The sequence below is a fragment of the Thermococcus aegaeus genome (assembly GCF_055393685.1).
The window spans coordinates 897,929-920,986 of record NZ_AP042464.1 but is presented as its reverse complement, the minus strand read 5'-3'; the positions used below and the strand labels follow the sequence as shown (position 1 = coordinate 920,986).

Below are 23,058 nucleotides of genomic sequence, written 5' to 3'. Positions count from 1 at the left end.
TTATAAACTCTTCAGGTTATTTGTTTTGAAAAGAAAATGGAGGACTTGAGATGAAAGTGGAAGGATTTGTTGCAAGTTTAAAAAACGCTGAAACAATTGAAGAGCTTTTTGATATCCTTGAAAAGAAAGGCGCACCGGTTATAGAGTTTGATGGGCAGAAAATTCTTGTAGTTGTTGAAGGGGACTTTGAGGGAAGGCCATTTTGGACAGAGATAAACGGTAAAAAAGCTAACTTTGCCCTTGGAGATGCAATGCTGAACTCTGCAAGCTTTCCTTTCAAGTGTAAAAAGCCCTATACAGGTGGAAACGCTATCTTTGTGAACTTCGAAAATATAGAAAGCGAGGAATTTCTAGTTGCATACAGGTCGGAGGACACTTTGAAGGCATTCTATGTGAAAGGTGCCGAGGTTGAGAAAATAGACGAGAAGAAATACGAAGAACTTATTGCTAAGATGCCCGAGTTCAAAGTCAAAGGCTTCTCTGAAGAGCAGATGGACATGATGGGTGCTTTCTTTGGCTAAGCCCACGGCACTTTTGTTTTTATTTTCCATATTCCAAGGAGTTTTCTTGATCCCCAGGTAGCTTGTATTTCAAACGCCGCTATCATGTCTTCGTAAACATCTATTAAGTTGAAAGAGTTTCCAAATGGGTTTCTATGAAGTTCCCAGCTTATTGATCCTGCGTTTATTATTGGTGTTTCTTCAACTTTTATTCCCAATGTGTTGCCGCCATGGCCGGTTAAAACCAAATTTGCTTTTTCATCGGTTAATATTTTCAAAACGTTGCCTCCATCTTCTAAAAATCCTATTTCCCTGCTCTTGGGTATTGGAATTATGTTGTGGTGCATTATCACAACTCTGAACTTTTCTTCATGTTCCTGAAGATGTTTCTTTAAAATCTTCTGCCCTATCCTTCCAACCACCCCTATGGGGGTTTCATATTGGGCTGAGATTATTGGGATGAAGGCAAAATTTTCCATTTCCAGGATTTTTGGCTCCCCAAAATACTCTTTGAAAAGGTCATAGCCGAGATAGGTAATATCATTGTGGCCGGGCACTATAATCTTCTCTGGCTTAATCTTTTCCCAGAATTCATAAGCTTTCGCATAATACCTCTCGGTTCCGACGTCTACCATATCTCCGCAGTGTATAACTAAGTCCGGCCTGTACTTTTCATTGATAGCTTTAATCGCGTTTTTCAAAACCCTTTCCCTGAAATATACCCTATCCGATACGTTGCTCTCGCTCAGCTGGACGATTCTCAACAATCTTCTTTTCTTTGGAACAAAAATTCTCTGCTTTTTGATTTTGAACTCTCTTCTGGTAATTTCTCCAGTTACTCGCTTTATACTTACTGAGATTTTTCCATCCTCTTTGATTTTAATTATGTTGTAACTGTTTACATCTCCTTTTCTGGTTTTTCTGCACGAAGTACATCCAGCATTTGCCACGACAAGCCCTTCAACTTTATATATGTTTGGCACATGCTTGTGCCCGCAGATATAAAGGTTAACATCGTGCTTTAAGAGTAAGTCTAAAACATCTCCAGCATTGAATAAAACGTTCCTTTCTCTTCCCGTATCCGGTAAGGGAACTAGATGGTGGTGAGAAGCAACGATCTTGAATTTTTTGTGAGAGTACTCCTCAAGCTTTTCTTTGAGCCAGTGAAATTTGTAGCCCCCTATTCTTCCATCACTTAAGTCAGGGATCGTTGAATCTACCCATATGATGACGAGGTCACCTTTTTCATAAACCCCATTTAATGGACCTATGTACTTTTCAAAGAGCTCGTAACCGACGTTTCTTGCATCATGATTTCCGGGAACGACTATTAAAGGCTTCTGGATCTTTTTTAATTCATAACTTGCCCTCTCGTATTCTTCCCTCAACCCCTCGTTTGTTACATCCCCTGTGTGAATAACTATGTCATAATCGAGTGTGTTAACTTCGTTGGCTATTAGATCGTAGGCATACCCCTTGTAGGCTTCTCCGCTGGTTATGTGGGTATCACTTATGTGAGCTATTTTCATCTCTCTCACTCCGCTGCTATTGAAGTTTCGAGCTTTCTCCTGCTTGCCTCAAGCAAATCACTTAGTGTAAAAATTCCGACGACCTTTCCTTCTTCTCTCACCAATATGTGCTTTATCCTTTTTGCCGCCATAATCTTCAGAACTTCCTTTAGGGGAGTGTTCGTGTCCACGGTGATAAGGTCTTTTGTCATTATCTCCTTTACAGGGGTTGTATAGGGTAAGCCTGGGACAATTACTCTCCTAATAATATCGCTTTTTGTAAAGAAACCAACGACGTTGTCTTTTTCATCAATAACTACCAGAGAACCAATGTCAAAATCTACCATCACCTTGCACGCCTCTTGGACGGTATCCTCTGGCCTTACCCCTATAAGCTTCTTTGTCATATAAACTTTAATGGGAGCATTTTCATCCATTGGGATCACCATAAAAGCTCTCAAAAGTCAATTGGTTTCAAAAAGATAAAAGAGTTTTGTCCTTAAATAGAGAGTTCAATCCCTCTCTCCCTAAGCCGTTTTGGTATTTCTTCCATAAGATTGTTCATTATAGAATTTATGGACTGCTCAAGTTCGATGTTCTCTATAATCGGAATTCCGTACTCTTTTGCTCTCTCAATTAGATACTCTTGGATGTGCATTATGTTATCGATATTCTTCACGTAGTATTCGGCAGGTCTGAGGCTATAGCGAGCCCTTTCGTAAAATCTTGCTTCAAGTGCTTCACTGTTTTTTACAGTTATCAAATACATAAAACTCCTGTCGTTTAGGCTCACATAGCCCGGAACTAGATGAATTCCTTCTATTATCGTGTTGAAACCTTCCTTGTATGAACGCTCCACAACGGCGTTAATTCCTACGGTCACATATCGGACTTGACTCTCAAATCCATATATGAGAGGATCCACATCTTTTGGCAAGTTTCTGAGCTCCCTCCATGCCAAAAATGATGAAGTATGAATTGCTGGTAGGAGCTCTTTGCTTATTATCTTCCTCATTACCTCTCTGACGGTGTCGGTTCCTATTACGGTCCTTATCCCAAGTCTAAAGGCTAACTCCGTTGCTAGTGTGGACTTTCCAACTCCCGTTGCCCCTCCAAGGAGGATTATCATTGGGTACTTCAGCCTTCTAAGCTCATGCCAGAAAAGGTATTTTCTGGCGGCATCTTTCAGTCCATGGTCCAAGAGCTTTTTATAGGCCATCTTTCGGATTTCATCCTTAGTAATGACCTTTACCTTTTTTCTCTCAAGCTCCTTTACTATCTCTGCCGCTATTGAATAGGCTATCCCGACGTCAACGCCGGTAGAAGTTATTGATCTCGTTAGGATCCCTCGTGAAAAGGGTATCTTGGTTTTCTTCTCGGGGTCAACGACGATTATCATTTGCCCTCACCTTTGAGTTCTCTCCCGATTCTCAAAACCGCTTCCTCTAAGTTCTTGCTGTCTATGTTAACTGGTTCATTGTCTAAGTATATGATTTCCTTTCCGTACTTGAGGGCTTCCTTTGTAACCACATCTACGGCAGCTGCTTTTAGTTCTACTATGACAGTATCGTAGTTATCAGAGCGCTTTAGGTCTTCCCTGAGTTTTACTCTGTTTGCCAAGTTTGCACTTTTTCCAACTATTTCAACCCCATAGTAATCTTCCAAGTGCTTCGCAGCTTTTTCAAGCCCTTCTGGAGGTGCAGTCATAACAAGGAGAGCTTTTTTGCCTCTTACGTCTCCCAAAGGTCTTGGCCTAAAGGCCGTTAAGTGAACTTCAGCTTTTGGATTTATGTCCCTCAAAACTCTTTGGAGTTCTTCAAGCTTCTCTTTGGGGACCATGTCTGCTAGTGTAACTACAATTAAGTCTGCCAATCCCACTCTAAATGGGCCAAAATAACTCCTTATGAATTCGATTCTCTGAGTTGCACCAACGACGGTTATGTATTTATCAGCCTTAACTGCGGGAAAAGTTGCTCCGCTTCCTTCAAGTATCACTACATCTCCTTCAAGCTTTTCCGCTAGCTTTATTCCCTTGTCAACGATGTCAAAAAAGCTGAAGCCTGCCATTCCACCCCCACATCTTCTGCACCCGATAGTCAGAACTCTAGCCGTTAAAGCGTCTTCAAAATGATCGGATGCAGCATGCTTCCCTGATTCCGCAATTTTTACCAAAAACTCGGGGGTTATATTTATCTTGTCTCCCTCAATTACCTCCGGCTCTTCTGGCCCTCCTCTGCCCATTGTTACTATTATGGGCCTTACAATTTGTTTTAGAGTCCTTGCAACAAAACCACTTATTGCAGTTTTCCCAACTCTCTTTCCAGTCCCTAATATTGTAATACTCGGCTTGTTGATTTGGATCATCTTTTTCGGTGAAAATTCAAAATCAGCACCCTTGTATTTTACACCGTGCTTTAGGAGCACTGCTGCTATTCTAAATCTGTCTTCATAGTTCAGCACGGGTTCGTCGCTTAGATCAATAACTTCCTTAATTTTGTTCTCCTTAATAGCCTTCTCAATTTCAAGGAGATAGTTCTCACCGTAGTACAGTTTAACCCCTATCCTTTCCTCTAGGGATTTCATATCACCTATTTTTTCCATGCCTCCTAAAAACACTGCACAGCATACATCTCCAAGTTGTTTTATGGCCCACGCAGTTACATCTGGATAGTGCTCCCCATCAATAAGCACCATTCTCATTCTCCCACCTTTAGAAGTTTAAGTTAGTTTAGGTATAAAATCCTTCTGGAGTTAAGCAAATTAGCTTAACTTCAACATATTTATTTACTCAAAATGTTTAAATACTCAAAGTTGAGTACTCTCTTTGGTGGTGTTATGAAACGGGGCTCGTTGATTCTAATAGGAATTTTCCTCTTTGCAGTAATCGCTAGCGGCTGCATTGGGGGGAGTGAAGTTAAGGACACTGGAACGAAGGAAAGCACTGCTCCTTTATCAGAACAAACAGAACTCAAAAAATCAACTTTGAAAATCTTCCATGCTGGCTCTCTGAGCGAGCCTTTAAAAGACGTCAGCGAGGCTTTTAAGGAATATGCTAAGAGCCTTGGTTATGATGTGGAAATTCAAGCCGAGGTTAGCGGAAGTGTTATGGCCGTTAGAAAAGTCACTGATCTAGGGAAAAGAGCTGATATTGTCGCTGTTGCAGATTACACCCTAATTCCCCAATTGCTGGTGCCCAACTATACGGAATTTTACGTTCTCTTTGCAACCAATGAGATAGTCATAGCATTTACCGATAAGAGCAAGTACGCTGATGAAATTAACTCCAATAACTGGTACGAGATTTTGGCAAGAAAAGACGTCTCCTTTGGATTCAGCGACCCAAATCAAGATCCCTGTGGTTATAGGAGTGTTATGGTAATGAAACTTGCCGATATCTATTATGGAAAACCGATTTTTGAAACGTTGGTGGAGAAGAACACTAACATCTATGCCGAAGGAAACCACATAATTGCCCCAAAATATATTCAAATTAAGACCGACAAGGTTGTTATACGGCCGAAGGAAACGGATTTAACTGGCTTGGTAGAGAGCGGCAGTTTGGATTATTATTTCATTTACAAAAGCGTTGCAATGCAGCACGGCTTAAAGTTCATTGAGTTGCCTAAGGAGATCAACCTGAAGGACTTTACTCTGGCGGAGCATTATGGACAAGTGTCAATAACTCTTGGCTCAACAGGGAAAACGATTAAAGCAAAGCCAATTGTTTATGGAGTGACAGTTTTAAAAGATGCCCCCAACAGGGAGCTCGCTCTAGAGTACCTCAAGTTCTTGTTGAGCGAAAAGGGCAAGGAAATTTTTGAGAAGAACTACCAGGATTTCATATGGCCACCCGTTGGATTTGGAAACGTTCCAGAGGAGATCAAAGGTGAGGTGAAGATAGAAGGCTAAACTTTTTATTTTTCTTTTCCAGAGGTGAGTATATGAGAGATTACGTAACATGGTTCTTCGCTTTGCTCGGCACGTTCCTTATTTTGTATATCCTTCTCCCATTAGTTGTTATTGTAGGGAAGCAAATTTTGGACTGGGATATGGTAATAAATGCCCTTCATGATGAGTTAGTCTTAGAGGCTCTTAGAAATTCTCTCTTAACATCCACAGCCACAATGCTTATTTCTCTCTTTTTTGGGGTTCCTTTAGGATATATACTTGCGAGAAAAGATTTTATGGGCAAAAGCTTTGTTCAAGCTGTTGTTGATGTTCCCATCGTTATTCCGCATTCGGTTGTCGGCATAATGCTTCTTGTGACATTTTCAAATAAGATTTTAGACAGCTATGTGGGCATAATAATGGCAATGCTTTTTGTCTCTGCGCCTTTCACAATAAATGCTGCCAGAGACGGGTTTTTGTCGGTAGATGAGAAGCTCGAGCACGTAGCGAGAACTTTAGGGGCAAGTAAACTGAAAGCATTCTTTACTGTTTCTCTTCCCATTGCAATGCCTTCGATTCTAAGTGGGGCCATAATGACGTGGGCAAGGGCGATAAGCGAAGTAGGTGCAATTCTAATTGTTGCTTATTACCCAAAAACTGCACAAGTTCTGGTTATGGAGTATTTTAATAACTATGGATTGAGGGCTTCAAGGCCAATTTCTGTTATCTTGGTGCTGTTAAGCTTGAGTATTTTCGTTATTCTAAGATGGCTTGTTGGGAGGTCGAGAAATGCTTAGGGTTGAGAAAGTTAGCAAAGATTGGAAGGAGTTCAGGCTTAAGGGTATTAGTTTTGAAGTTAAAACGAATGAATACTTCATAATTTTAGGTCCTAGCGGCGCTGGAAAAACTCTTCTCCTTGAGCTTATCGCTGGCATCTTTACCCCAGATTCTGGAAAGGTCTTTATGGATGAAAAGGACATAACTTTCCTTCCGCCGGAGAAAAGGAACCTAGCTTATATTCCCCAAAACTATGCCCTCTTTCCCCACATGAAAGTCTACGACAACATAGCCTATGGATTGAGGCTTAAGAAAGCCCCAAAAAGTGAAATTGATAAGAAGGTTAGGGAGATTGCAGAGATCCTTGAGATTTCTCACCTTTTGCACAGAAAACCAAAAACGCTAAGCGGTGGGGAGGCTCAAAGAGTCGCCATTGCAAGAGCGTTAGTATTGGAGCCGAGCCTTATACTCCTTGACGAGCCCTTTGCGAATCTGGATGTTCAAACTAGGGCTAGGCTTATCCAAGAAATGAAACGCTGGAGAAAGGAGCTCAGCTTCACGGCTTTACACGTAACACATTCGTTTGAAGAGGCTGTCAGCTTAGGGGATAGAGTTGGTGTAATGCTGAATGGAAGGTTAATTCAAACTGGAGAGGTTAGAGAGGTTTTTTCCAAGCCCAAAAATGAAGAAGTGGCCAGGTTTCTCGGATTTGAGAACATAATTGAAGGGATTGCAGAAGGAAGAGTTTTAAGAGCAAACGGGATTTCAATAGAGCTGCCGGGGGAATTTAGAGGTAAGCTCAGGGTTGGAATAAGACCTGAGGACATCGTTATATCCAATGAACCCATAAAGACCTCTGCGAGAAATGAATTCAAAGCTAAGGTCTTGGCAGTTGAAGATCTGGGTTCACTAGTAAGGATAACCCTTGATATTGGTGGAATTGAGCTCAGAGCTTTTATTACCCGGTCTTCTCTTGTAGAGATGGAAATTGAAGAGGGAAAAGAGGTTTACCTAAGCTTTAAAGCAACGGCTATCCATGTCTTTTAATGTGTACAAGAATCCTTTGATGCATTTATTTGTCTTTTGGGGATCTTTTCTTTACATATAGCAAGCCTTTTATATTTATGAAATTTCTTTCATAATCGGTGAGAACATGAAGAGGCTGACATTGGCTGAGGCAAGTGCGATACTTATAGGAACTCAAATCGGTGCGGGTGTTTTGGGATTACCTTATGCATTGAGGGAAGCAGGAATTCTTGGGATTTTGATTGTAGTTATCTCGGGATTGATGACACTCTTGACTGCACTGTTTGTCCTTGAAGTTTCTTCCAAAAATCCTGGAAAGAGCCTTTCAAAACTTACCGAAGAGCATTTGGGAAAGATGGGTGGTGCTTTAATGTTTCTCAGCATCTCTGCTTTGGCTTATGGGGCCCTTATAGCGTACATTGCCGGAAGTGCTGAAATTTTATCCTTTTTAACTGGTATTAAAGCGGAGGTGGCTGCTTTAGCCTTCTGGAGTTTAATGAGCTTGATAGTCTTTATGGGGCTTAAAGTTTCTGGGGAAGCGGAGTTGGCTCTCACAGCACTTCTCCTTTTAGTTCTTGCAGCCTCGATAGGTCTTGTTTTGGGAAAAATTGATGGGAGAAATCTATTCACTTTCAACGTTTCTCCAGCATTTAATGGATTGGGAGTGGTAATTTTTGCCTATGTCAGCCACATGGTAGTTCCCGAACTCCTTAAGGGGCTGGAAGATGTGAAGATCACAACAAGGGCCGTCTTTATAGGGTACCTTGTCCCAATGGTTTTTTATGCATTCTTTGTTCTTTCATTTGTAGGAGCTTTTGGCGCAAATACGCCTGAATTCGCAACAAGTGCACTTGAAAGGTTGTACGGAAATCTGGGCAGGATTCTAGGCCTTGTTTTGCCTCTTGCGGCAATATGTACAAGTTACATAGGTATAGCCCTTTCGGAAATGGATAACATGAAAGACGTTTTGGGGATAGGCAGGTTTTATGCTTGGCTGCTAACGGTGTTTCCTCCTTTGCTGGTATACTTTGCTGGCCTTAAGAGCTTTGTAAATGCTCTATGGCTGGCTGGGAGCTTTGGCGGAATACTCTATGCAGGGATACTACCAACGGCAATGTATTTAAGGGCAAGGAGAAAGCAAGAGAGATTTCACCTTGATGTGCCGCATTCAATTGCTTACTTCTCTGGGCTGATATTCTTTGTGCTTTTCCTCTATTCAATTGTCTCCTTGGCGTGAATTTTGTATTTTACTACGTACCTTCCTTTTTCAAAGTCCTCCTCCTTCTCAACAACCTCAACCGGCTCCACTTTTAATCCGAATTCCATAGCCTCCCATGTGATGTCCTCAAAATAGTCAAATAATCCGCAGGTCTTGCAAAAGGAGCCTTTAAATTCGATTATTGCTTCATTGTCTTTTACTTCTATTATCTCAGCCTGAGCCTCGCTTCCGTGAAGTCTGTTAAACTCTTCAACAGCCTTTTTAAGCTCCTCCATGGTTTTCCCTACCGAAATTTAGTTTTGTATCTTTAAATGATTTTGTTCGAAAATCGTATCAAAATTTTTAAAGTCCGACTATGTAGGATGATTGGAGGGCTATGATAAGGTTTGCCACCAGGGAATACAGCGATGAGGAAATCTATGCCATACTAGACGATCCTATTGGAGAGTGGTTTAGGCGCAAATTTGGAACTTTTACTCCTCCCCAGAGATATGCAGTTGTTGAAATTCACAAGGGTGAGAATGTTCTCATATCCTCCCCAACCGGTAGCGGAAAAACCTTATCAGCTTTTCTTGCCGCTATAAACGAGCTTGTTCTTCTTGGAAAAGAAGGCAAGCTTAAAGATCAGATTTACGTTCTCTACGTTTCTCCGCTGAGGGCTTTAAATAACGATATAAGAAGGAACCTTGAGGAGCCATTGAGTGAGATAAGGGAGGTTTATAGAGAGCTCGGGTATGAACTGCCGGAGATAAGAGTAGCCGTTAGGACTAGCGATACTTCAAGCTATGAAAAGCAAAAGATGGTAAAAAAGCCGCCTCATATTTTAATAACCACCCCTGAGAGCCTCGCAATAGCCTTGAATGCGCCAAAGTTCAGTGAAAGGCTGAAGACTGTTAAGTACGTGATCGTTGATGAAGTTCACGCTTTGGCTGAGAACAAAAGGGGCACTCATTTGGCCTTAAGCTTGGAGAGGCTCCAAAATTTTGCTGGGGACTTCGTAAGAATTGGCCTAAGTGCGACAATACACCCCCTAGAAGAGGTTGCCAAGTTTGTCTTTGGATTCAACGATGACGGAAGTCCAAGGCCGGGCCTTATAGTGGATGTTAGCTTTGCAAAGCAGACTGAAATTAAGGTTGAGAGCGTGGTGGAGGATCTTATCTATGCATCAGCGAGTGAACTCAGCGAAGCCTTGTATAAACGGTTGGATGAGCTTATAGAGCAACATAGAACAACGTTGATATTTACAAACACAAGAAGCGGTGCTGAAAGGGTTGCCTACCACCTCAAGAAGAAGTTCCCAAAATATGCAGAATTAATTGAAGCTCATCATTCGAGCCTTTCCAGAGACGTCAGGCTCGAAGTAGAGGAGAAGTTGAAGAGAGGGGAACTTAAGGCAGTAGTATGTGTCTCAGGAGACTCAAAGGTTATAACGGACAAAGGTCCGATTGAAATCAAAGATTTGAAAAACTCAAGGATAACGGGTATTGATTCACTTAAAGCAAGGCTTGTTAGCTTTAAAGCACCTCATAAGATACACTATGGTCGTGAGGGTCTTAGAATAAGAACGAGACTCGGCTTTGAGGTTGTGGCAACGAAAGAACATAAGTTCTTAACCGTGAGGAACGGAGAGCTCAGGTGGGTGGAGGCCAAGGAATTAAGGGAGAAGGACTGCGTTGCCGTTGTGAGGAAACTTCCAAGTCCCGAGAAGGAAGTTTCAATTTTTGAACTCCTTCCGGATTCGGCTTACCTTCACCTCAAGTTGGAGTTTCTCAGGGAGCTCAAACTCTCAATACAGGCGAAATTTGGGTCAATTAAGGCCTATGCTGTCCATAAAGGGTGGAGTGTTTCATACCTTACCAAACAGCTTAACAGTGTTTATCCCTTCAGGTGGGAGAAGTTAAAGGCAGTTTTGGGAGATACTGGTCTCGAAATAAGTGCAAATGATGTCATCAGGATAACCTCCGATAAGGATCGCTATACCTTGCCACTAACTTTCACTCCAAGAATGGCCAGACTGCTCGGCTTTTGGATGGCCGACGGCTCGTGGAAGGGTGGAACACTCACCCTCTTCTCGACCGACAGAAAAATGCTGGAGAAGTACGGAGAGCTTTGCAAGAAGGAATTTGGCGTTGAGGGAACAATAAGAAAACAGAACGAGAGCACTTGGTCGCTTGAAGTCCCCTTCGTTCTCCTTCCCAAGATGTTCAAAGCCCTGACCGGGAGCACTGGAAGGAAATCGAAGAAAGGCGTCTTCCCTAATATTATCCACGTCCTTCCAGAAGAGCACAAGAGGGAGTTCTTGGCTGGCTACTTCGATGGAGATGGTTACCTTGAAGTCAAAGAGGGGAGGGCTTACTCGGTTGGATTTTCAACTTTTAACAGAAACTTTGCCGAGGGAATAAGGGACATCCTCCTCCAGCTTGGGATAGTCTCATCAATTAGTATCAGAGAGTATAACGAGGCACAACAGTTCAGAGGCAGAGAAATATTAAAGAGAGGAACTTCCTACACGGTTGCTGTTATAGGTGGTGAGTATTTGGAGAAGGTCTTCAAAGCAGTTAAACCATGGAGGAGTGATTTCTCCAACTGGAAGAGCCTTTATCCCGGTGGTTACACAAACATGGACGTTATTCCCGGAATAGGTAGAAGGCTGAGAAAAATCCGCGAAAGTCTTGGTATAAGCTCTTACAGGCTACAAAAGTCCGGTCTCTACAATCCTATGAAAGTTGAACTAGGGATGAGAGAAATCAGCAGGAGGAACTTAATAAAGCTCCTCAACCTCTATGAGAAGGAAGCAAAGGAAAAAAGGCTTGAGAAAGTTCTTGCAGATATTAGAGAACTAAAAAGACTCGCTGAGGGTGATGTGTTCTTCGATAGGATATCCTCAATAGAGCCTGTTCCGATTGAGGAAGCATATGGCATAGTAAACTCTGAGACTGGGAACTATGTTGTGAACGGCTTCGTCTCAAAGAACAGTTCGACAAGCCTTGAGCTCGGCATAGACATCGGTACAATAGACTTGGTTGTTCTCATAGGTTCGCCAAAGAGCGTGAACCGCGCTTTGCAACGTATTGGAAGAGCCGGACACAGGCTTCACGAGGTTAGTAAGGGAGTGATCCTTGCCCTCGACAGAGACGACTTGGTTGAGGTTACTGTATTAGCTCACAACGCCCGCAAAAGACGCTTAGACCGGGTTAAAATCCCAAAGAACCCACTTGATGTTCTTGTGCAACACCTCCTTGGCATGGCTCTTGAAAGAGTTTGGAGCATTGAAGAAGCATACAAGCTCGTGAGAAGGGCTTATCCGTACCGCAACCTAAGCTTTGAGGACTTTATGAGTGTTCTGCGCTATCTTGCGGGGGAATATGCGGGTTTAGAGGAGAAAAAGGTTTATGCAAAAATATGGCTAGATGAGGAGGAAGGCAAGTTTGGTAAGAGGGGGAAAATGACGAGGGCAATCTATTATATGAACACCGGCACTATCCCTGATGAGGCAAAAATTGAGGTTTACACTCTCGATAAGCGGTTCATAGGGACGGTGGAGGAGGAATTCGCCGAAAGATTAATGCCTGGTGATATATTTGTTTTAGCTGGCAGGACGTATGAGTTCAAGAAGTCGAGGGGCAACAGAATATATGTTGTGCCGAAGGAAGGGGCAAAGCCTACAATCCCAGCATGGTTCTCTGAGATGCTGCCGCTGAGCTTTGATTTAGCCCTCGACATTCAGAGGTTTAGAAGAGAAGTCAAGGGGCTCTTAAACAACAGAAGAGCCAAAAGTTTCCTCATGAAGAAGTATCAAATTGATGAAAAAGCCGCAAAGGCAATTTTAGGGTATTTCAGGGAGCAGGAAAAGTATTCAACAATCCCAGATGATGAAATTCTTTTAGTCGAGGAGGTCTTTGACGAGAGAAGGGCTAAATATTTCTTCCATACTCTGATAGGGAGAAGGGCGAATGAAGCTCTGAGCAGGGCTTTTGCGTACCTTATCAGCAAAAAGAAGAGGTGCAATGTTGGAATAGCAATAAGCGACAACGGATTCATGCTCATCCTCCCCAAGGAGAAGACTTTAAATGAAGAGGAAATTAAGGAGCTGTTTCAGGTTGAGAACTTAAGGGAGACTTTAAAGAGAGCATTGGACAATACGGAGCTTTTAAAGAGGCGTTTTAGGCATGTGGCGAACAGAGGGTTGCTCATCCTTAGGAGGTACATGGGAAGGAAAAAGAGCCTAAACAGGCAACAGCTGAATGCTCAAACCTTGTTGAGGCTCCTCAAGAAGAACTATCCTGATTTTCCGCTTTTGAAAGAGGTCTACAGAGAAATAATGGAAGATAAAATGGACATAGAGAATGCGGAGCTCTTTTTGAGCTGGGTGAAAGGGGGGAAGATAAAGGTTGTTTTTGAGCACAACGAGCTTCCGAGTCCGTTTGCGTTCAACCTTGAGGTAATTGGAGCAAGTGACGTTGTGCTTATGGAAGATAGAAGAGAGCTGATTAAACAGTTGCACAGTAAGATCATGAAGCTGATAAAGGAAAAGGCTTAAATACTATCTTGAAGAGTAACAATTGAGGGGTATGGACAAAAAAGTTCAGGTTTTGCTGAACATTCTGTTTGTTTTTCTGATATTTTGGACGTTGGTTTATTTGGAAGAAGTTTCAAATCAAGACCCTCTTTTGAACATCATACACCGGATCGAGTTTAGTATTGAGCAAGAGGTAATGGGAATAGGGTTTCAAAACGACACGCTTGTTGTTAAGACAGCCTACTATGGGATCTCAAAGAATCCAAAAAACGGGAGTCTGCTTTTCATAAGAGATGGAAAAATAGTCAAAAACATAACTCTACTGCCTTTTGATGATTATGGGGCATTTGATGTATCAGAAAGCGTTGTAGTTCTCGGAACTTACGGCATTAAGTGGCTTAGTGAGTCTATCTTTACCTTTTCTCCTTCGTATCTCGTAGCTTACTCCCCTGAAGGTTCTGAGCTGTGGAGGAAAGAATTTAACACAACATCGGTAAGCGCGGCTGGTAATCTGATCGTGGCTAGAGGCTACATGAAAAATGGTAGCGTCGTTAAGGTTTTTAATATAAGCGGAAACGAACTCTGGTGCTTGTATTTCGGTGAGAAAGTGGCAACAAATGGAAAGGTCGTTGCAGTTGCAGAGAAAGGCAGAATTTACCTTTTCTCTAGGGATGGGAGCCTTATGCGGATCATTGAACCGTGGAAAGGGACTGTCGACTCTATGAAGCTTATGGAAGACGGAAAACTTGTCGTGGCTTTTTACTCAAGGGATAGTTCACACCTGGGAGTTTATGATGAAAATGGGAATCTTATATGGGTAAAGAATTTCCAATATATACGTGATTTTGCGGTATCTCGAAACTATATTCTAGTTTATGATGGTGCATTGCATATTCTCGACTTTTCTGGAACAACACTCTGGAACAACACCGCTTATTACCCTATGTATCCGGATATGGGAATGGCATTAGGCAGAATAGCAATTTCTGCGGATGAAAGGTTTGTAGCCTTTGGGACTTCTGGAGTAAATCTGGTCTTAAATCCTCTTTTTGACCGTGATAAAGACGGAGTTATAGACAAAAGAGACCCTATTCCTCTGAACAACGATCTCTTCTACAGAATTCTGGTAACTATAATCTCTGGAGCTTTTGCCACATGGGTCAACTGGAGAGAAAGGAAAAAGGAACGCAAAAAAGCAAAAGAAGAGTATCTTGAGCTTAAAGAAAGATTTGAAAGAGTAAGGTAAGGATATTTCCCTCAAGAGGTTATTGGTCATCAAGTCCAAAGTTCTTTAGGTCCCAGGCGAGGTAGCCTTCTTCCCTGAGCTTTTCCCTGTTTTTGATGTGTTTCGCAACTATCCCAAACCTCCCCTCCCAGTCCTCTAGGACAACAAGCTTACTCTTCCTCTTCAAGTCCTTGAGAATTCTCTTAGCTTCCCTCTTGCTCAGCTCCTTCCACTTTACTTCAACGAAGAGGGCCTTCTTCTCCTGCTCGTTGAGGGCGAGGCTTTCAAAGAAAAATGTAAAAAGTTTCACTCGCTTTGACATCAGACCACGAGGTTATTTTGGGGTTTGATCTTTCAGATTCTTGAGAAACTTCAATCCTTTTTTCTCAACAAACTTACCCTTGAGTATCATACTCGTAAGTAGGTTTTGGAAGCATAGTTTCAGCTTCCGGAAGAAGTTGGTTTTCCACTATCTTGGTCGGGAATTTGAAAAACAGCAATTAAAAATAAAACTCTAAAGGAAAAGCACCTTAACCACAAATGCCAGCATATCTGTAAGCTCTCTAATCCTTGTCTCTGGTGAAGCCCCCATGTGGCCGCTCTTGGTCTCAACGCGCAGATAGACGGGAGCACCAATATCTTTCAGCTTCTTTGCAAACTTTAAAGCATGCCCTGGGTGAACTCTGTCGTCGTATAAACCGGTGTAGATTAGGGTGGGAGGATATCTCTGGGGTTTGAGATTGTGATAGGGGGAATATTTGAGCAGGAACTCCCTGTCCTTGGGGTCATCTGGATTGCCATATTCTGGAATCCACACGCTTCCAATGTAGAGCTTGTGGAAACGGAGCATGTCTATAACCGGATAACCTATCAAAGCGGCATCCATGAGGTCTGGCCTCTGCACTAAAACCGCTGAAACCAAAAGTCCACCGTTGCTCCTTCCCCATGCTGCAACCTTGTATCCTTCCCCCTTAAGCTTCTCAAGAACTGCTATGAAATCATCGAACACATTCTGTTTGTTTTCCCTCATCCCAGCTCTGTGCCACTCCTCGCCGTATTCACTTCCTCCCCTGAGGTTCGCCATAACAAAAGTTCCGCCGCGCTTTATGAATGGAATAACCTGTGGAATGAACCTTGGCTTTAATGCGATGTTAAAACCTCCGTAGCCGAAGACCCATGCTTTCTTTTCATCTTTTTCTCCTTTTACAGTGAAGTAATGTACCTTAGTTCCGTCCTTTGACGTTGCAAAGTCTTCGCCAACCTTAAAGCTACCATCAACTTTCACCTCGTCTATCAGCTCGAGTTTTTCCTTGAAAAGGTAGAGGCGGTAAGGAATGGTAAAGCTCTCATACCTCAATATTGCCTTTTTTCCGTCGTTATCGAGTGGGTAAACCTGTCCGGGCATGTCAAATCTAATCTCTTCAATGAGTTCCCCTTTGAGGGTGAAGACTCTCAGCAATGAAGAGGCATGAACCATATAGCCGGTGAGTATCTTTCCGTTCACAATGATTGCCCATTCTAGTGGGAACTCCCCTTCGGGGATAACCTCTTTTGCTCCTTCACCGTCCAGTGAGATGACCTTTCCGAATCCCCTGCCCTCTCTTGTATAGATGTAGAGCTTTCCATCGATGTAGTCTATTGGGTAGGCTGGAACTTCACTGGAGTACACCTTCTTCCACTTTTCAGGTTCTTCGAGCGGCCCGAAATAAATGTCTGCCTTGTTCCACCCAAAGCTCACGGTGAGCATTGCCCACTTTCCATCTGTGCTCTTCTGGAGGTTCATGAAGTAGCCTGAAACAAGCCCCTCACCGAATATCATCTCCTCCTTATCATCCCTCTTGAGAAACACTCTCTCTGCCGGAGGATTAACACCATCGGGCGTTTTTTCCTTCCTGTAGAAGCGGGCAAAGTAGTAGCCATCTTCAAGAAAAACGATATTCCACACTGAAGGTTTGATCTCTTCTATAATTTCCCCATTTTTGAGGTCAACTATTCTCGTTATCCCCTCGTCTGCTCCCCCAATTGAAAAGCTGTAGGCAAGTCTTTCGCCTTTTTTGTCTGCAGTAAACCCTTGAAGAAGAACTTCATCGTTGAGCTCCTTTTCAAGTTCCTTTGAATTGACTATTGTCTCTCCACTCTCGAGAATCTTGATAATCTGCTTTCCGCCCTCATTTACCTGCACAATTGTTCCTCTCTCAGTAACCTGGGCCCTCGTGATATTGGGGAGATGGTAGTATCTTCTAACTTCTTCGATGAGCTTATCGGGTAAATCACTGATGAATTCTCTAAAACGCGCGTTTTCCTCCTCAATAAACTTCAATACTCTCTCATCGCTTAGATTTTCCATCCATATGTAAGGGTCTTCCATGCTGATCACCGTTCAGATATATACCTTAGCGTTATTAAATGTATTGCTCCGCTCAACACTTAAATATACCTTTGCCTAAATCTCTTGGGTGGTTTGGATGATAATTCGGGGGAAGGTAGTTGGCAGTGAAATTCCCCGATTCAAGCATAGATGGTTTGGAGTTCTTGAGGTTGAAAGTGAGAAGGAGAGGTACAAGCTCTATATGAGCGGAATTGCCCAATGGTTTGTGACCGGGGATGAAGTGGAAGTTCACATTAAGCACAAGCCAAAAGCTGGCAACGTTCTGGATTTTGATGACTATGAGCTCTACAAGTTCTACAGTGGAGAGAAAATCAAGGTTTGGCCTCTTTGGGAGAAGCAATACGAAGCAAAACGGTATTCCCCATTGACGGGAGAGCTTCTTTATACCTACAAAATTAGAGCAAGGGAGGCAACTTATGAGAGTGACTTCGAGGCAATAGCCGAGCTTGAGCAATACCATTATGCGTCGCAAAAAGAAAAAGTTGCCCTCTGGAGGTGTGAGAACAACCACATCTTTGAAGCAAACACAAAGCAACCATGTCCCGTATGTGGAAGTGAAGATGTTCACATTCTTGAGATCAAAGGCTCTACTCCCGCTTCGAGGTTTTTGCTCCTTGAACTTGAGAACAGAGAGGAATATGAGCCGAGAATTCTGGCTTATGTGAGAGTTGACCCACCTATTCCGTTAATGCACCGTCGTTTGCCCAACGGAGAGATAGAGAAAAATATAAGAGAGAAAGTTTTCCCGGAGGAATGGTTTAAGCCCTCTTTCTGGCCGGAGAGGATCATGAAAGAGCTCTATGAGGAGCTGAAGAAGAAGCATACAAAAAAGATCGCGCGCCATCTGCTGTGGGAAAAGGCTAAGTGGCAGGCTTTGAGAGAAAGCAACACAGCTGGAGCTAGAATAGCGAGGGTAGTTGTCCATCCAGATTATAGAAGCGATGGACTCGGACAGCTCAGCGTTAGGGCAGCTCTCGAGTGGATAAGTGAGAGGAGAATCCCAGAGATGAGGAAGAGAAAACATATAGTGGAAACCATCGCCCAGATGGCGCGCTTCAACCCCTTCTTTGAGAAAGTTGGATTCAAGTTTCTCTGGGAAACTGCAAGCGGAAGACCTGTGCTCTTCTATCCTCTAACCGAGGAAGCAAAAGAATACATCGAAAGATTCCTCAAAGAGGATCCATATGCTCCTAAAGATGGAAGACTTTGGAAACCGAGCTATGGAAAAGTTGAGCCTTTAGAAGGACCAATAGTTTTTAAAAATGTCAGTAAGGTGTTTGAGAGCGAGTTGGATATAAAAGGTCTTCCTGAGGAGATAAAGTTTCTCTTGGAGGCTTTTGGAGTTAGGCATAGGGTAATACAGAGACCGGTTTTGAGAAATTTAAACTTTGAAATTAAGCCTGGTGAGGTAGTTGCGGTGGTTGGAGCCAGTGGGGCTGGAAAAACGACTCTCATTAGGCTCCTTCTTGGAACGGCACTTGGATATTGGGAAGAGAAATACAGACCCAGCAGTGGAGAGATCAAGGTGCCGGGGAATGTTAAGGTTTCAGCCCTGCTTCCCGGGGAGCAGGAACCCACATTTGGGAGTGAAAGCATTTTGGAGCATGTCTACAGGAAGATAGGCGATTTAAATGCGGCTGTTGAAATTCTAAACCGCTCGGGGTTAAGTGATGCGGTGCTTTATAGGGCAAAGTTCAGCGAGCTCTCTACTGGTCAAAAGGAGAGGGCGAAGATAGCATCTTTACTTGCAGAAAAACCAAACCTTCTACTTATGGACGAATTTGCGGCACATCTAGACACTCTTACCGCCATGAGGGTTGCCAAGAAAGTGAGTGAAATTTTAAGGGAAGCGGGCATAACGGCTTTGATAATAACCCACAGACCGGAAGTAGTCAAAGCTCTGGATCCAGATAAAGTCCTTTTTGTGGGTTATGGAACTGCAAAGCTAACTGATCAGTTTTGACCACATTTTTCTTTTCCTTTGACCATACTATATTTAATTGAGGTGAAGATTAATGATAGAAGTAGTTGAGAGAGAGTACAAAGTTACCGGCAATTTAAAATTGAAGCTTGGCAATGTGAAAGGCAGTATAAAAATTGAGGGTTACGAAGGAGACACAATAAAGCTCAAGGCTGAGAAAAAGTGGGGTATTCTCGGAGCGGAGCCCAAGATAAAAGTGAAGAAAACGAGAGAGGTCCTAAAAATTGAAGTAAAGCAGAAAAAAAGCTTTGGAATAGGCATAGGGGGAAGTTCTGTTAATTTTGACATTGTTGTACCAAAAGGAGTGGAAGTTGAAAAAGTGGGAAACGTCAATGGAGCGATATTCATAAAGAATGTTGAGAAAGCTGGCAAAGTGGTTACGGTAAATGGCAGCATATCTCTGGAAAACGTCTCTGCCGAGAAAGTTTCAGCTGTAAATGGGTCGATAACTGCTATCCTAGCAGGTATAAACAGGAACGTTAAAATCTCCACAGTTAACGGAAAAATTGAAGTTTACATACCAAAAGAAGCCAGTGTTGCTATCAAAGCAAGCACCGTTAATGGCAGAATAGATTCGGAAATTCCCGGAGAGTTCTCAAAAACTCCAGTTCATGGTCCAAAGTCCTTCACGGCTGTTCTTGGGAGCGGCAGATATGAAGTGGTAATTTCCACAGTAAATGGAAGCATCTCTATCAAGGCGTTATAATGCAGAGAACGTCGAAAGTCATGGCTCCAATCCAGTGAAGGAAAAAGCTCGGTAGAAAGCTTTCACTCTTTAGATCAATTTTTGCAAAGATTATTCCCGCTATGAAGGAGTAGGGAACTTCCAATGGTGGCTTGCCTATGTGAACGAGAGTGTAGGGAATGTTCTGGACAACTATACCAGCCAATTCGTTTTTTCTTGCAAGGGGAAAGAGGAGAATCCCTCTGTAAAATGCCTCGTGGGAAAACATGATGACACCAATTAGGAGCTCCTTAAGGAGAAAATCTCCCCAAGAGGTATAGGTGAATATTGGGTAATATGCCCTGAAGCTTTCCAGCCGAGCGGCGTAAATACTTATGGGAAGGGAGAGTAGGAAGAGGATAAGAGCTGATATATAGCCTTCTTTTTTTCCTATTTTAAAGCCGAGTTCGTGAGGCTTGAAGTCAAGGAGATAAGAGGCTGTGAGGGGTATTAGTACATAGAAAAAGGTATCATAGAAAGCCCACTCGTAGAGAGTTTTTCCTAATCGATAGTTAATCGCAATGAGAAAGATCGCAAGAACGTAAAGGACAATTATCCTTCTCAAATCCTTCACCAAATAAAAAAGATAAAGAGATTACTCTTCCTTCTCTTCACTTTCTTCTTCTGGTTTTTCTTTCTTCTCTTCCTCTTTTTCTACTTCTTCCGTTGTCTTCTCTTCCTTTTCCTCAGCTTTTTCTTCTGTTTCTGCTTTTGCTTCTTCTTCGGCTTTCTCCTCCTCAATCTCTTCCTCTATCTTAGCCTCTGGTGGCTTCAAAAGCTCCTCAACACTTGGCTTGAACTCGATCTTTTCATATCCGAGGAACTTGAGATCGCTCTCGAGAAGGATTTCGCCCAAAACGAGAGTCCTTGGGTCTATTGTCTGTTCTCCGAAATCTATTTTAACATCGTTTTCGCCCACTTCGATCTGCACTTTTTCAAAGTCTATCCTTGGAATTCTGAGCTCGATTAGGGCTTTCACCTTTTCTATCGGATCGTCTATCTTTTCAAGTATTTCAACCTCATAAACAACTGTTTTTCCTGCGTATGGGTGATTGAAGTCAACCCTAACCCTACCGCTGGAGACGCTCATTACTCTGCCCTTGAGCTTCTTTCCGCTCTCCGTCTCGATTTCCACATCAAGCCCCGGGAAGGGATAGATACCCTGTCTTCTAAACTGACCTATTGTGAATGTTTTTATGAGCTTTGGGTCTCTCTTTCCAAATGCTTTCTCCGGTGGGAGCTCAATAGTATACTTCTTTCCAATTTCGAGCCCTTCAAGGGCTTCGTCAAGACCCTTTATGACGTGTCCAGCACCAACTGCTATCGGAACTGGTCCGTAAATTCCCTTCTCACTGTAGATTCCGGCTTCCTTTGCAACATCCTCGTAAGTAGTGTCAAATACCTCCCCTGTTTCTTTTATCCTTCCAGTATAGTGGAGCCTTATTACATCTTTCTTTGCTACTTTCATAATCATGACCTCCCTTTCCTTTTTTCAAAAACTGGTTTAGATTATGGAGGGGGGTTTTTAAGCTTTGCACTTGCCGGAAGCGATAATCTAATAAAAACTTCGGAGAACTCTCTTTAGGTGATTGGGATGAAGGTTTATAACACGATGTCCAAGCAAAAGGAAGAGTTTAAGCCTTTGAGGGATGGCGAGGTCAGAATGTACGTGTGTGGGCCAACTGTTTACGATTATACTCATCTCGGCCATGCAAGGACTTATATAGCCTTCGACGTCATTAGGAGATACCTGGAGCATAAGGGATACACGGTTTTGATGGTGATGAACTTCACCGATATAGACGACAAGATCATTAAAAGAGCGAACGAAACTGGAGAAGACCCAAAAGAGTTAGCTGAAAAGTTCTTAAAATACTTCCTTGAGGACATGAAGGCTTTGAAGGTAAAGCCCGCCGACATTTATCCAAGAGTGACGGAACACATCCAAGACATAATCGAATTTGTGAAGAAGCTTGAGGAAAAGGGCTACGCATATGAAGGAAGCGACGGTGTTTATTTTGAAGTTAGAAAGTACCGAGAGTATGGAAAACTGAGCAAGATAAACCTTGAGGAGCTTAGAAAAGGAGCGAGAGTGGAGCCAGGAGAAGGAAAGAAAAATCCAGAAGACTTCGCCCTGTGGAAGAAAGCCAAGCCTGGGGAGCCTAAGTGGTCTTCACCGTGGGGTGAGGGAAGGCCCGGCTGGCACATAGAGTGCTCCACAATGAGCACCAAGTACCTCGGTGAGAGCTTCGACATCCACGGAGGAGGAAACGACCTCATCTTCCCTCATCATGAAAACGAGATAGCCCAGACCGAGGCATGCACCGGCAAAGAATGGGTGCGCTACTGGCTTCACACAGGTTTTGTGATGGTCAAAGGGGAGAAAATGAGTAAAAGCCTTGGAAACTTCGTTACCATTAGGGAGCTCCTTCAAAGGTACTCAGCGGAGGTTATTCGGTTCTTTGTCCTTCAAAAGCACTACCGCTCCCCGCTGGATTACACGGAGGAGGGGATTCAGCACGCAAAGAACAACCTTGAGAGGCTTTACCACACCCTCGAAAATATAAGGATAGCCCTTGATAAGGCAGAAACACCGTTCAAGTGGGGTAGAGAAGAATTTGAGCTCTATGAAGTAGTAAGAGATGCAAAGAGGAAGTTCTATGAAGCGATGGACGATGATTTCAACACGGCTGAGGCTATGAAGCCGATTTTTGAGGTTGCGAATGCCGTAAACAGATACTTGGAAAGAGCTGAAAAGCCAAAGGAAAGCGTTCTTAGAAAAGCCCTTGAGTTTTTCAGAATGGTGAGTGAGGTCTTTGGTATTTTCGAAGACTACTTCAAAGAGGCGAAAGAGACAAAAGAAGAAGAGCTGATAGAGCTCCTGATTGAGGTGAGGAGTGCGCTTAGAAAGCAGAAAAACTTTGAGCTTGCGGATAAAATAAGGAGCCAGCTCAGAGAACTCGGAATTCAGCTCGAGGACACGCCCCAAGGAACAATATGGAAAAGGATAAACGTTTGATTATTCTTTTTTCTTCTTAAACTCCGCTAGGAGCTCTTTCGCCGCTTTTACCATGTCTTCTAGGCTTGCTCTGTCGTGGGTTATGCCTATGGTTATCTTTGCGTTTGTTGTTGCGTATGAGAAATACAGGGTGTTGCCCTTGCTCTCGGCAAAAAACTGTTCCACTGTTGTTTCCTCTTCCACTCCCTCATCTCCTTCCTCAGCTGCTATGACCTCATTGGGTAAGTCTTCAAAAAGCATTGGCTTTGGTTTCATTTTCACCACCGGCTATAGTTGGAGTGAA

19 protein-coding genes and 1 pseudogene are annotated in these 23,058 nt (G+C 43.0%); 10 read left to right on the top strand and 10 right to left on the bottom strand.

Annotated features, from left to right (window positions below):
• Positions 1-50 precede the first annotated feature (50 nt).
• Positions 51-521: a hypothetical protein gene (locus ACZ5NL_RS05005; RefSeq protein ID WP_464843248.1), complete on the top strand. Its 471-nt coding sequence runs from the start codon at positions 51-53 to the stop codon at positions 519-521.
• Here ACZ5NL_RS05005 and ACZ5NL_RS05000 read toward each other — a convergent pair.
• From ACZ5NL_RS05000 to ACZ5NL_RS04985, 4 genes are all read right to left on the bottom strand, one after another.
• Positions 518-2,029 (bottom strand): metallophosphoesterase family protein, encoded by a 1,512-nt coding sequence (locus tag ACZ5NL_RS05000; RefSeq protein WP_464843246.1) that lies wholly within the window; start codon positions 2,027-2,029, stop codon positions 518-520. The two genes, ACZ5NL_RS05005 and ACZ5NL_RS05000, sit on opposite strands and share 4 nt — an antisense overlap.
• A 5-nt stretch (positions 2,030-2,034) precedes the next feature.
• Positions 2,035-2,445 carry a CBS domain-containing protein gene (locus tag ACZ5NL_RS04995; RefSeq protein WP_004068209.1) on the bottom strand — a complete coding sequence of 137 codons (411 nt, stop codon included), beginning with the start codon at positions 2,443-2,445 and terminating at the stop codon, positions 2,035-2,037.
• A gap of 62 nt (positions 2,446-2,507) precedes the next feature.
• Positions 2,508-3,407 carry a 2-phosphoglycerate kinase gene (locus ACZ5NL_RS04990; protein WP_464843245.1) on the bottom strand — a complete coding sequence of 300 codons (900 nt, stop codon included), beginning with the start codon at positions 3,405-3,407 and terminating at the stop codon, positions 2,508-2,510.
• Positions 3,404-4,708, bottom strand: a complete 1,305-nt coding sequence (locus tag ACZ5NL_RS04985; RefSeq protein ID WP_464843244.1) for a 2,3-diphosphoglycerate synthetase — start codon at positions 4,706-4,708, stop codon at positions 3,404-3,406. The genes ACZ5NL_RS04990 and ACZ5NL_RS04985 overlap by 4 nt, the downstream gene beginning before the upstream one ends.
• Before the next feature lie 135 nt (positions 4,709-4,843).
• On the opposite strand from ACZ5NL_RS04985, the gene wtpA reads away from it, so the two are divergent.
• The 4 genes from wtpA (at position 4,844) to ACZ5NL_RS04965 (ending at position 8,936) form a co-directional block, all read left to right on the top strand.
• A complete protein-coding gene (gene wtpA / locus ACZ5NL_RS04980; RefSeq protein WP_464843243.1) occupies positions 4,844-5,917 on the top strand; it encodes a tungstate ABC transporter substrate-binding protein WtpA in 1,074 nt (357 codons plus the stop codon).
• Between the two features lie 32 nt (positions 5,918-5,949).
• Positions 5,950-6,693: a tungstate ABC transporter permease WtpB gene (wtpB, locus tag ACZ5NL_RS04975; RefSeq protein ID WP_464843242.1), complete on the top strand. Its 744-nt coding sequence runs from the start codon at positions 5,950-5,952 to the stop codon at positions 6,691-6,693.
• Complete coding sequence (gene wtpC, locus ACZ5NL_RS04970; RefSeq protein WP_464843241.1) at positions 6,686-7,720, top strand: tungstate ABC transporter ATP-binding protein WtpC; 1,035 nt, start codon at positions 6,686-6,688, stop codon at positions 7,718-7,720. Before wtpB ends, wtpC begins: the two co-directional genes overlap by 8 nt.
• 106 nt (positions 7,721-7,826) lie before the next feature.
• Complete coding sequence (locus tag ACZ5NL_RS04965; RefSeq protein WP_464843239.1) at positions 7,827-8,936, top strand: aromatic amino acid transport family protein; 1,110 nt, start codon at positions 7,827-7,829, stop codon at positions 8,934-8,936.
• Here the strand turns inward: ACZ5NL_RS04965 and ACZ5NL_RS04960 are convergent.
• Complete coding sequence (locus ACZ5NL_RS04960; protein ID WP_464843237.1) at positions 8,912-9,193, bottom strand: hypothetical protein; 282 nt, start codon at positions 9,191-9,193, stop codon at positions 8,912-8,914. The two genes, ACZ5NL_RS04965 and ACZ5NL_RS04960, sit on opposite strands and share 25 nt — an antisense overlap.
• Positions 9,194-9,294: 101 nt before the next feature.
• On the opposite strand from ACZ5NL_RS04960, the gene ACZ5NL_RS04955 reads away from it, so the two are divergent.
• Both ACZ5NL_RS04955 and ACZ5NL_RS04950 read left to right on the top strand, forming a co-directional pair.
• A complete protein-coding gene (locus tag ACZ5NL_RS04955) occupies positions 9,295-13,458 on the top strand; it encodes a DEAD/DEAH box helicase (protein ID WP_464843236.1) in 4,164 nt (1,387 codons plus the stop codon).
• A gap of 31 nt (positions 13,459-13,489) precedes the next feature.
• A complete protein-coding gene (locus ACZ5NL_RS04950; protein ID WP_464843235.1) occupies positions 13,490-14,683 on the top strand; it encodes a PQQ-binding-like beta-propeller repeat protein in 1,194 nt (397 codons plus the stop codon).
• A gap of 19 nt (positions 14,684-14,702) precedes the next feature.
• On the opposite strand, the pseudogene ACZ5NL_RS04945 reads toward ACZ5NL_RS04950, so the two are convergent.
• Together ACZ5NL_RS04945 and ACZ5NL_RS04940 are read right to left on the bottom strand one after the other, a co-directional pair.
• A pseudogene (locus ACZ5NL_RS04945) lies at positions 14,703-14,942 on the bottom strand (DUF234 domain-containing protein); the annotation flags it as partial.
• Between the two features lie 234 nt (positions 14,943-15,176).
• Complete coding sequence (locus ACZ5NL_RS04940; RefSeq protein WP_464843321.1) at positions 15,177-17,030, bottom strand: prolyl oligopeptidase family serine peptidase; 1,854 nt, start codon at positions 17,028-17,030, stop codon at positions 15,177-15,179.
• A 97-nt stretch (positions 17,031-17,127) separates the two neighbouring features.
• Between ACZ5NL_RS04940 and ACZ5NL_RS04935 the strand changes: the two genes are divergently transcribed.
• The gene (locus tag ACZ5NL_RS04935; protein ID WP_464843233.1) at positions 17,128-19,014 is read left to right on the top strand and encodes an ATP-binding cassette domain-containing protein; all 1,887 of its coding nucleotides are present in this window, start codon (positions 17,128-17,130) and stop codon (positions 19,012-19,014) included.
• Between the two features lie 52 nt (positions 19,015-19,066).
• Complete coding sequence (locus ACZ5NL_RS04930) at positions 19,067-19,738, top strand: DUF4097 family beta strand repeat-containing protein (protein WP_464843232.1); 672 nt, start codon at positions 19,067-19,069, stop codon at positions 19,736-19,738.
• On the opposite strand, the gene mrtA is transcribed toward ACZ5NL_RS04930, so the two are convergent.
• Complete coding sequence (gene mrtA / locus ACZ5NL_RS04925) at positions 19,725-20,321, bottom strand: CPBP family archaeomyxosortase MrtA (protein WP_464843230.1); 597 nt, start codon at positions 20,319-20,321, stop codon at positions 19,725-19,727. The genes ACZ5NL_RS04930 and mrtA overlap by 14 nt on opposite strands.
• A gap of 30 nt (positions 20,322-20,351) precedes the next feature.
• Positions 20,352-21,224, bottom strand: a complete 873-nt coding sequence (locus ACZ5NL_RS04920; protein ID WP_464843228.1) for an FKBP-type peptidyl-prolyl cis-trans isomerase — start codon at positions 21,222-21,224, stop codon at positions 20,352-20,354.
• 126 nt (positions 21,225-21,350) lie between these two features.
• Here ACZ5NL_RS04920 and cysS point away from each other — a divergent pair, with 126 nt between their 5' ends.
• Entirely contained in the window at positions 21,351-22,775 is a 1,425-nt protein-coding gene (cysS, locus tag ACZ5NL_RS04915; RefSeq protein ID WP_464843227.1) for a cysteine--tRNA ligase, read from the top strand.
• Here the strand turns inward: cysS and ACZ5NL_RS04910 are convergent, their stop codons facing one another.
• Positions 22,776-23,030, bottom strand: a complete 255-nt coding sequence (locus ACZ5NL_RS04910; protein WP_464843226.1) for a hypothetical protein — start codon at positions 23,028-23,030, stop codon at positions 22,776-22,778.
• Positions 23,031-23,058 lie beyond the last annotated feature (28 nt).

Coding starts and splice junctions, on each gene's coding strand:
- ACZ5NL_RS05005 (WP_464843248.1), top strand. CDS start 51: ATGAAAGTGGAAGGATTTGTTGCAAGTTTAAAAAACGCTGAAACAATT.
- ACZ5NL_RS05000 (WP_464843246.1), bottom strand. CDS start 2,029: ATGAAAATAGCTCACATAAGTGATACCCACATAACCAGCGGAGAAGCC.
- ACZ5NL_RS04995 (WP_004068209.1), bottom strand. CDS start 2,445: ATGGATGAAAATGCTCCCATTAAAGTTTATATGACAAAGAAGCTTATA.
- ACZ5NL_RS04990 (WP_464843245.1), bottom strand. CDS start 3,407: ATGATAATCGTCGTTGACCCCGAGAAGAAAACCAAGATACCCTTTTCA.
- ACZ5NL_RS04985 (WP_464843244.1), bottom strand. CDS start 4,708: ATGAGAATGGTGCTTATTGATGGGGAGCACTATCCAGATGTAACTGCG.
- wtpA (WP_464843243.1), top strand. CDS start 4,844: ATGAAACGGGGCTCGTTGATTCTAATAGGAATTTTCCTCTTTGCAGTA.
- wtpB (WP_464843242.1), top strand. CDS start 5,950: ATGAGAGATTACGTAACATGGTTCTTCGCTTTGCTCGGCACGTTCCTT.
- wtpC (WP_464843241.1), top strand. CDS start 6,686: ATGCTTAGGGTTGAGAAAGTTAGCAAAGATTGGAAGGAGTTCAGGCTT.
- ACZ5NL_RS04965 (WP_464843239.1), top strand. CDS start 7,827: ATGAAGAGGCTGACATTGGCTGAGGCAAGTGCGATACTTATAGGAACT.
- ACZ5NL_RS04960 (WP_464843237.1), bottom strand. CDS start 9,193: ATGGAGGAGCTTAAAAAGGCTGTTGAAGAGTTTAACAGACTTCACGGA.
- ACZ5NL_RS04955 (WP_464843236.1), top strand. CDS start 9,295: ATGATAAGGTTTGCCACCAGGGAATACAGCGATGAGGAAATCTATGCC.
- ACZ5NL_RS04950 (WP_464843235.1), top strand. CDS start 13,490: ATGGACAAAAAAGTTCAGGTTTTGCTGAACATTCTGTTTGTTTTTCTG.
- ACZ5NL_RS04940 (WP_464843321.1), bottom strand. CDS start 17,030: ATGGAAGACCCTTACATATGGATGGAAAATCTAAGCGATGAGAGAGTA.
- ACZ5NL_RS04935 (WP_464843233.1), top strand. CDS start 17,128: ATGATAATTCGGGGGAAGGTAGTTGGCAGTGAAATTCCCCGATTCAAG.
- ACZ5NL_RS04930 (WP_464843232.1), top strand. CDS start 19,067: ATGATAGAAGTAGTTGAGAGAGAGTACAAAGTTACCGGCAATTTAAAA.
- ACZ5NL_RS04920 (WP_464843228.1), bottom strand. CDS start 21,224: ATGAAAGTAGCAAAGAAAGATGTAATAAGGCTCCACTATACTGGAAGG.
- cysS (WP_464843227.1), top strand. CDS start 21,351: ATGAAGGTTTATAACACGATGTCCAAGCAAAAGGAAGAGTTTAAGCCT.
- ACZ5NL_RS04910 (WP_464843226.1), bottom strand. CDS start 23,030: ATGAAACCAAAGCCAATGCTTTTTGAAGACTTACCCAATGAGGTCATA.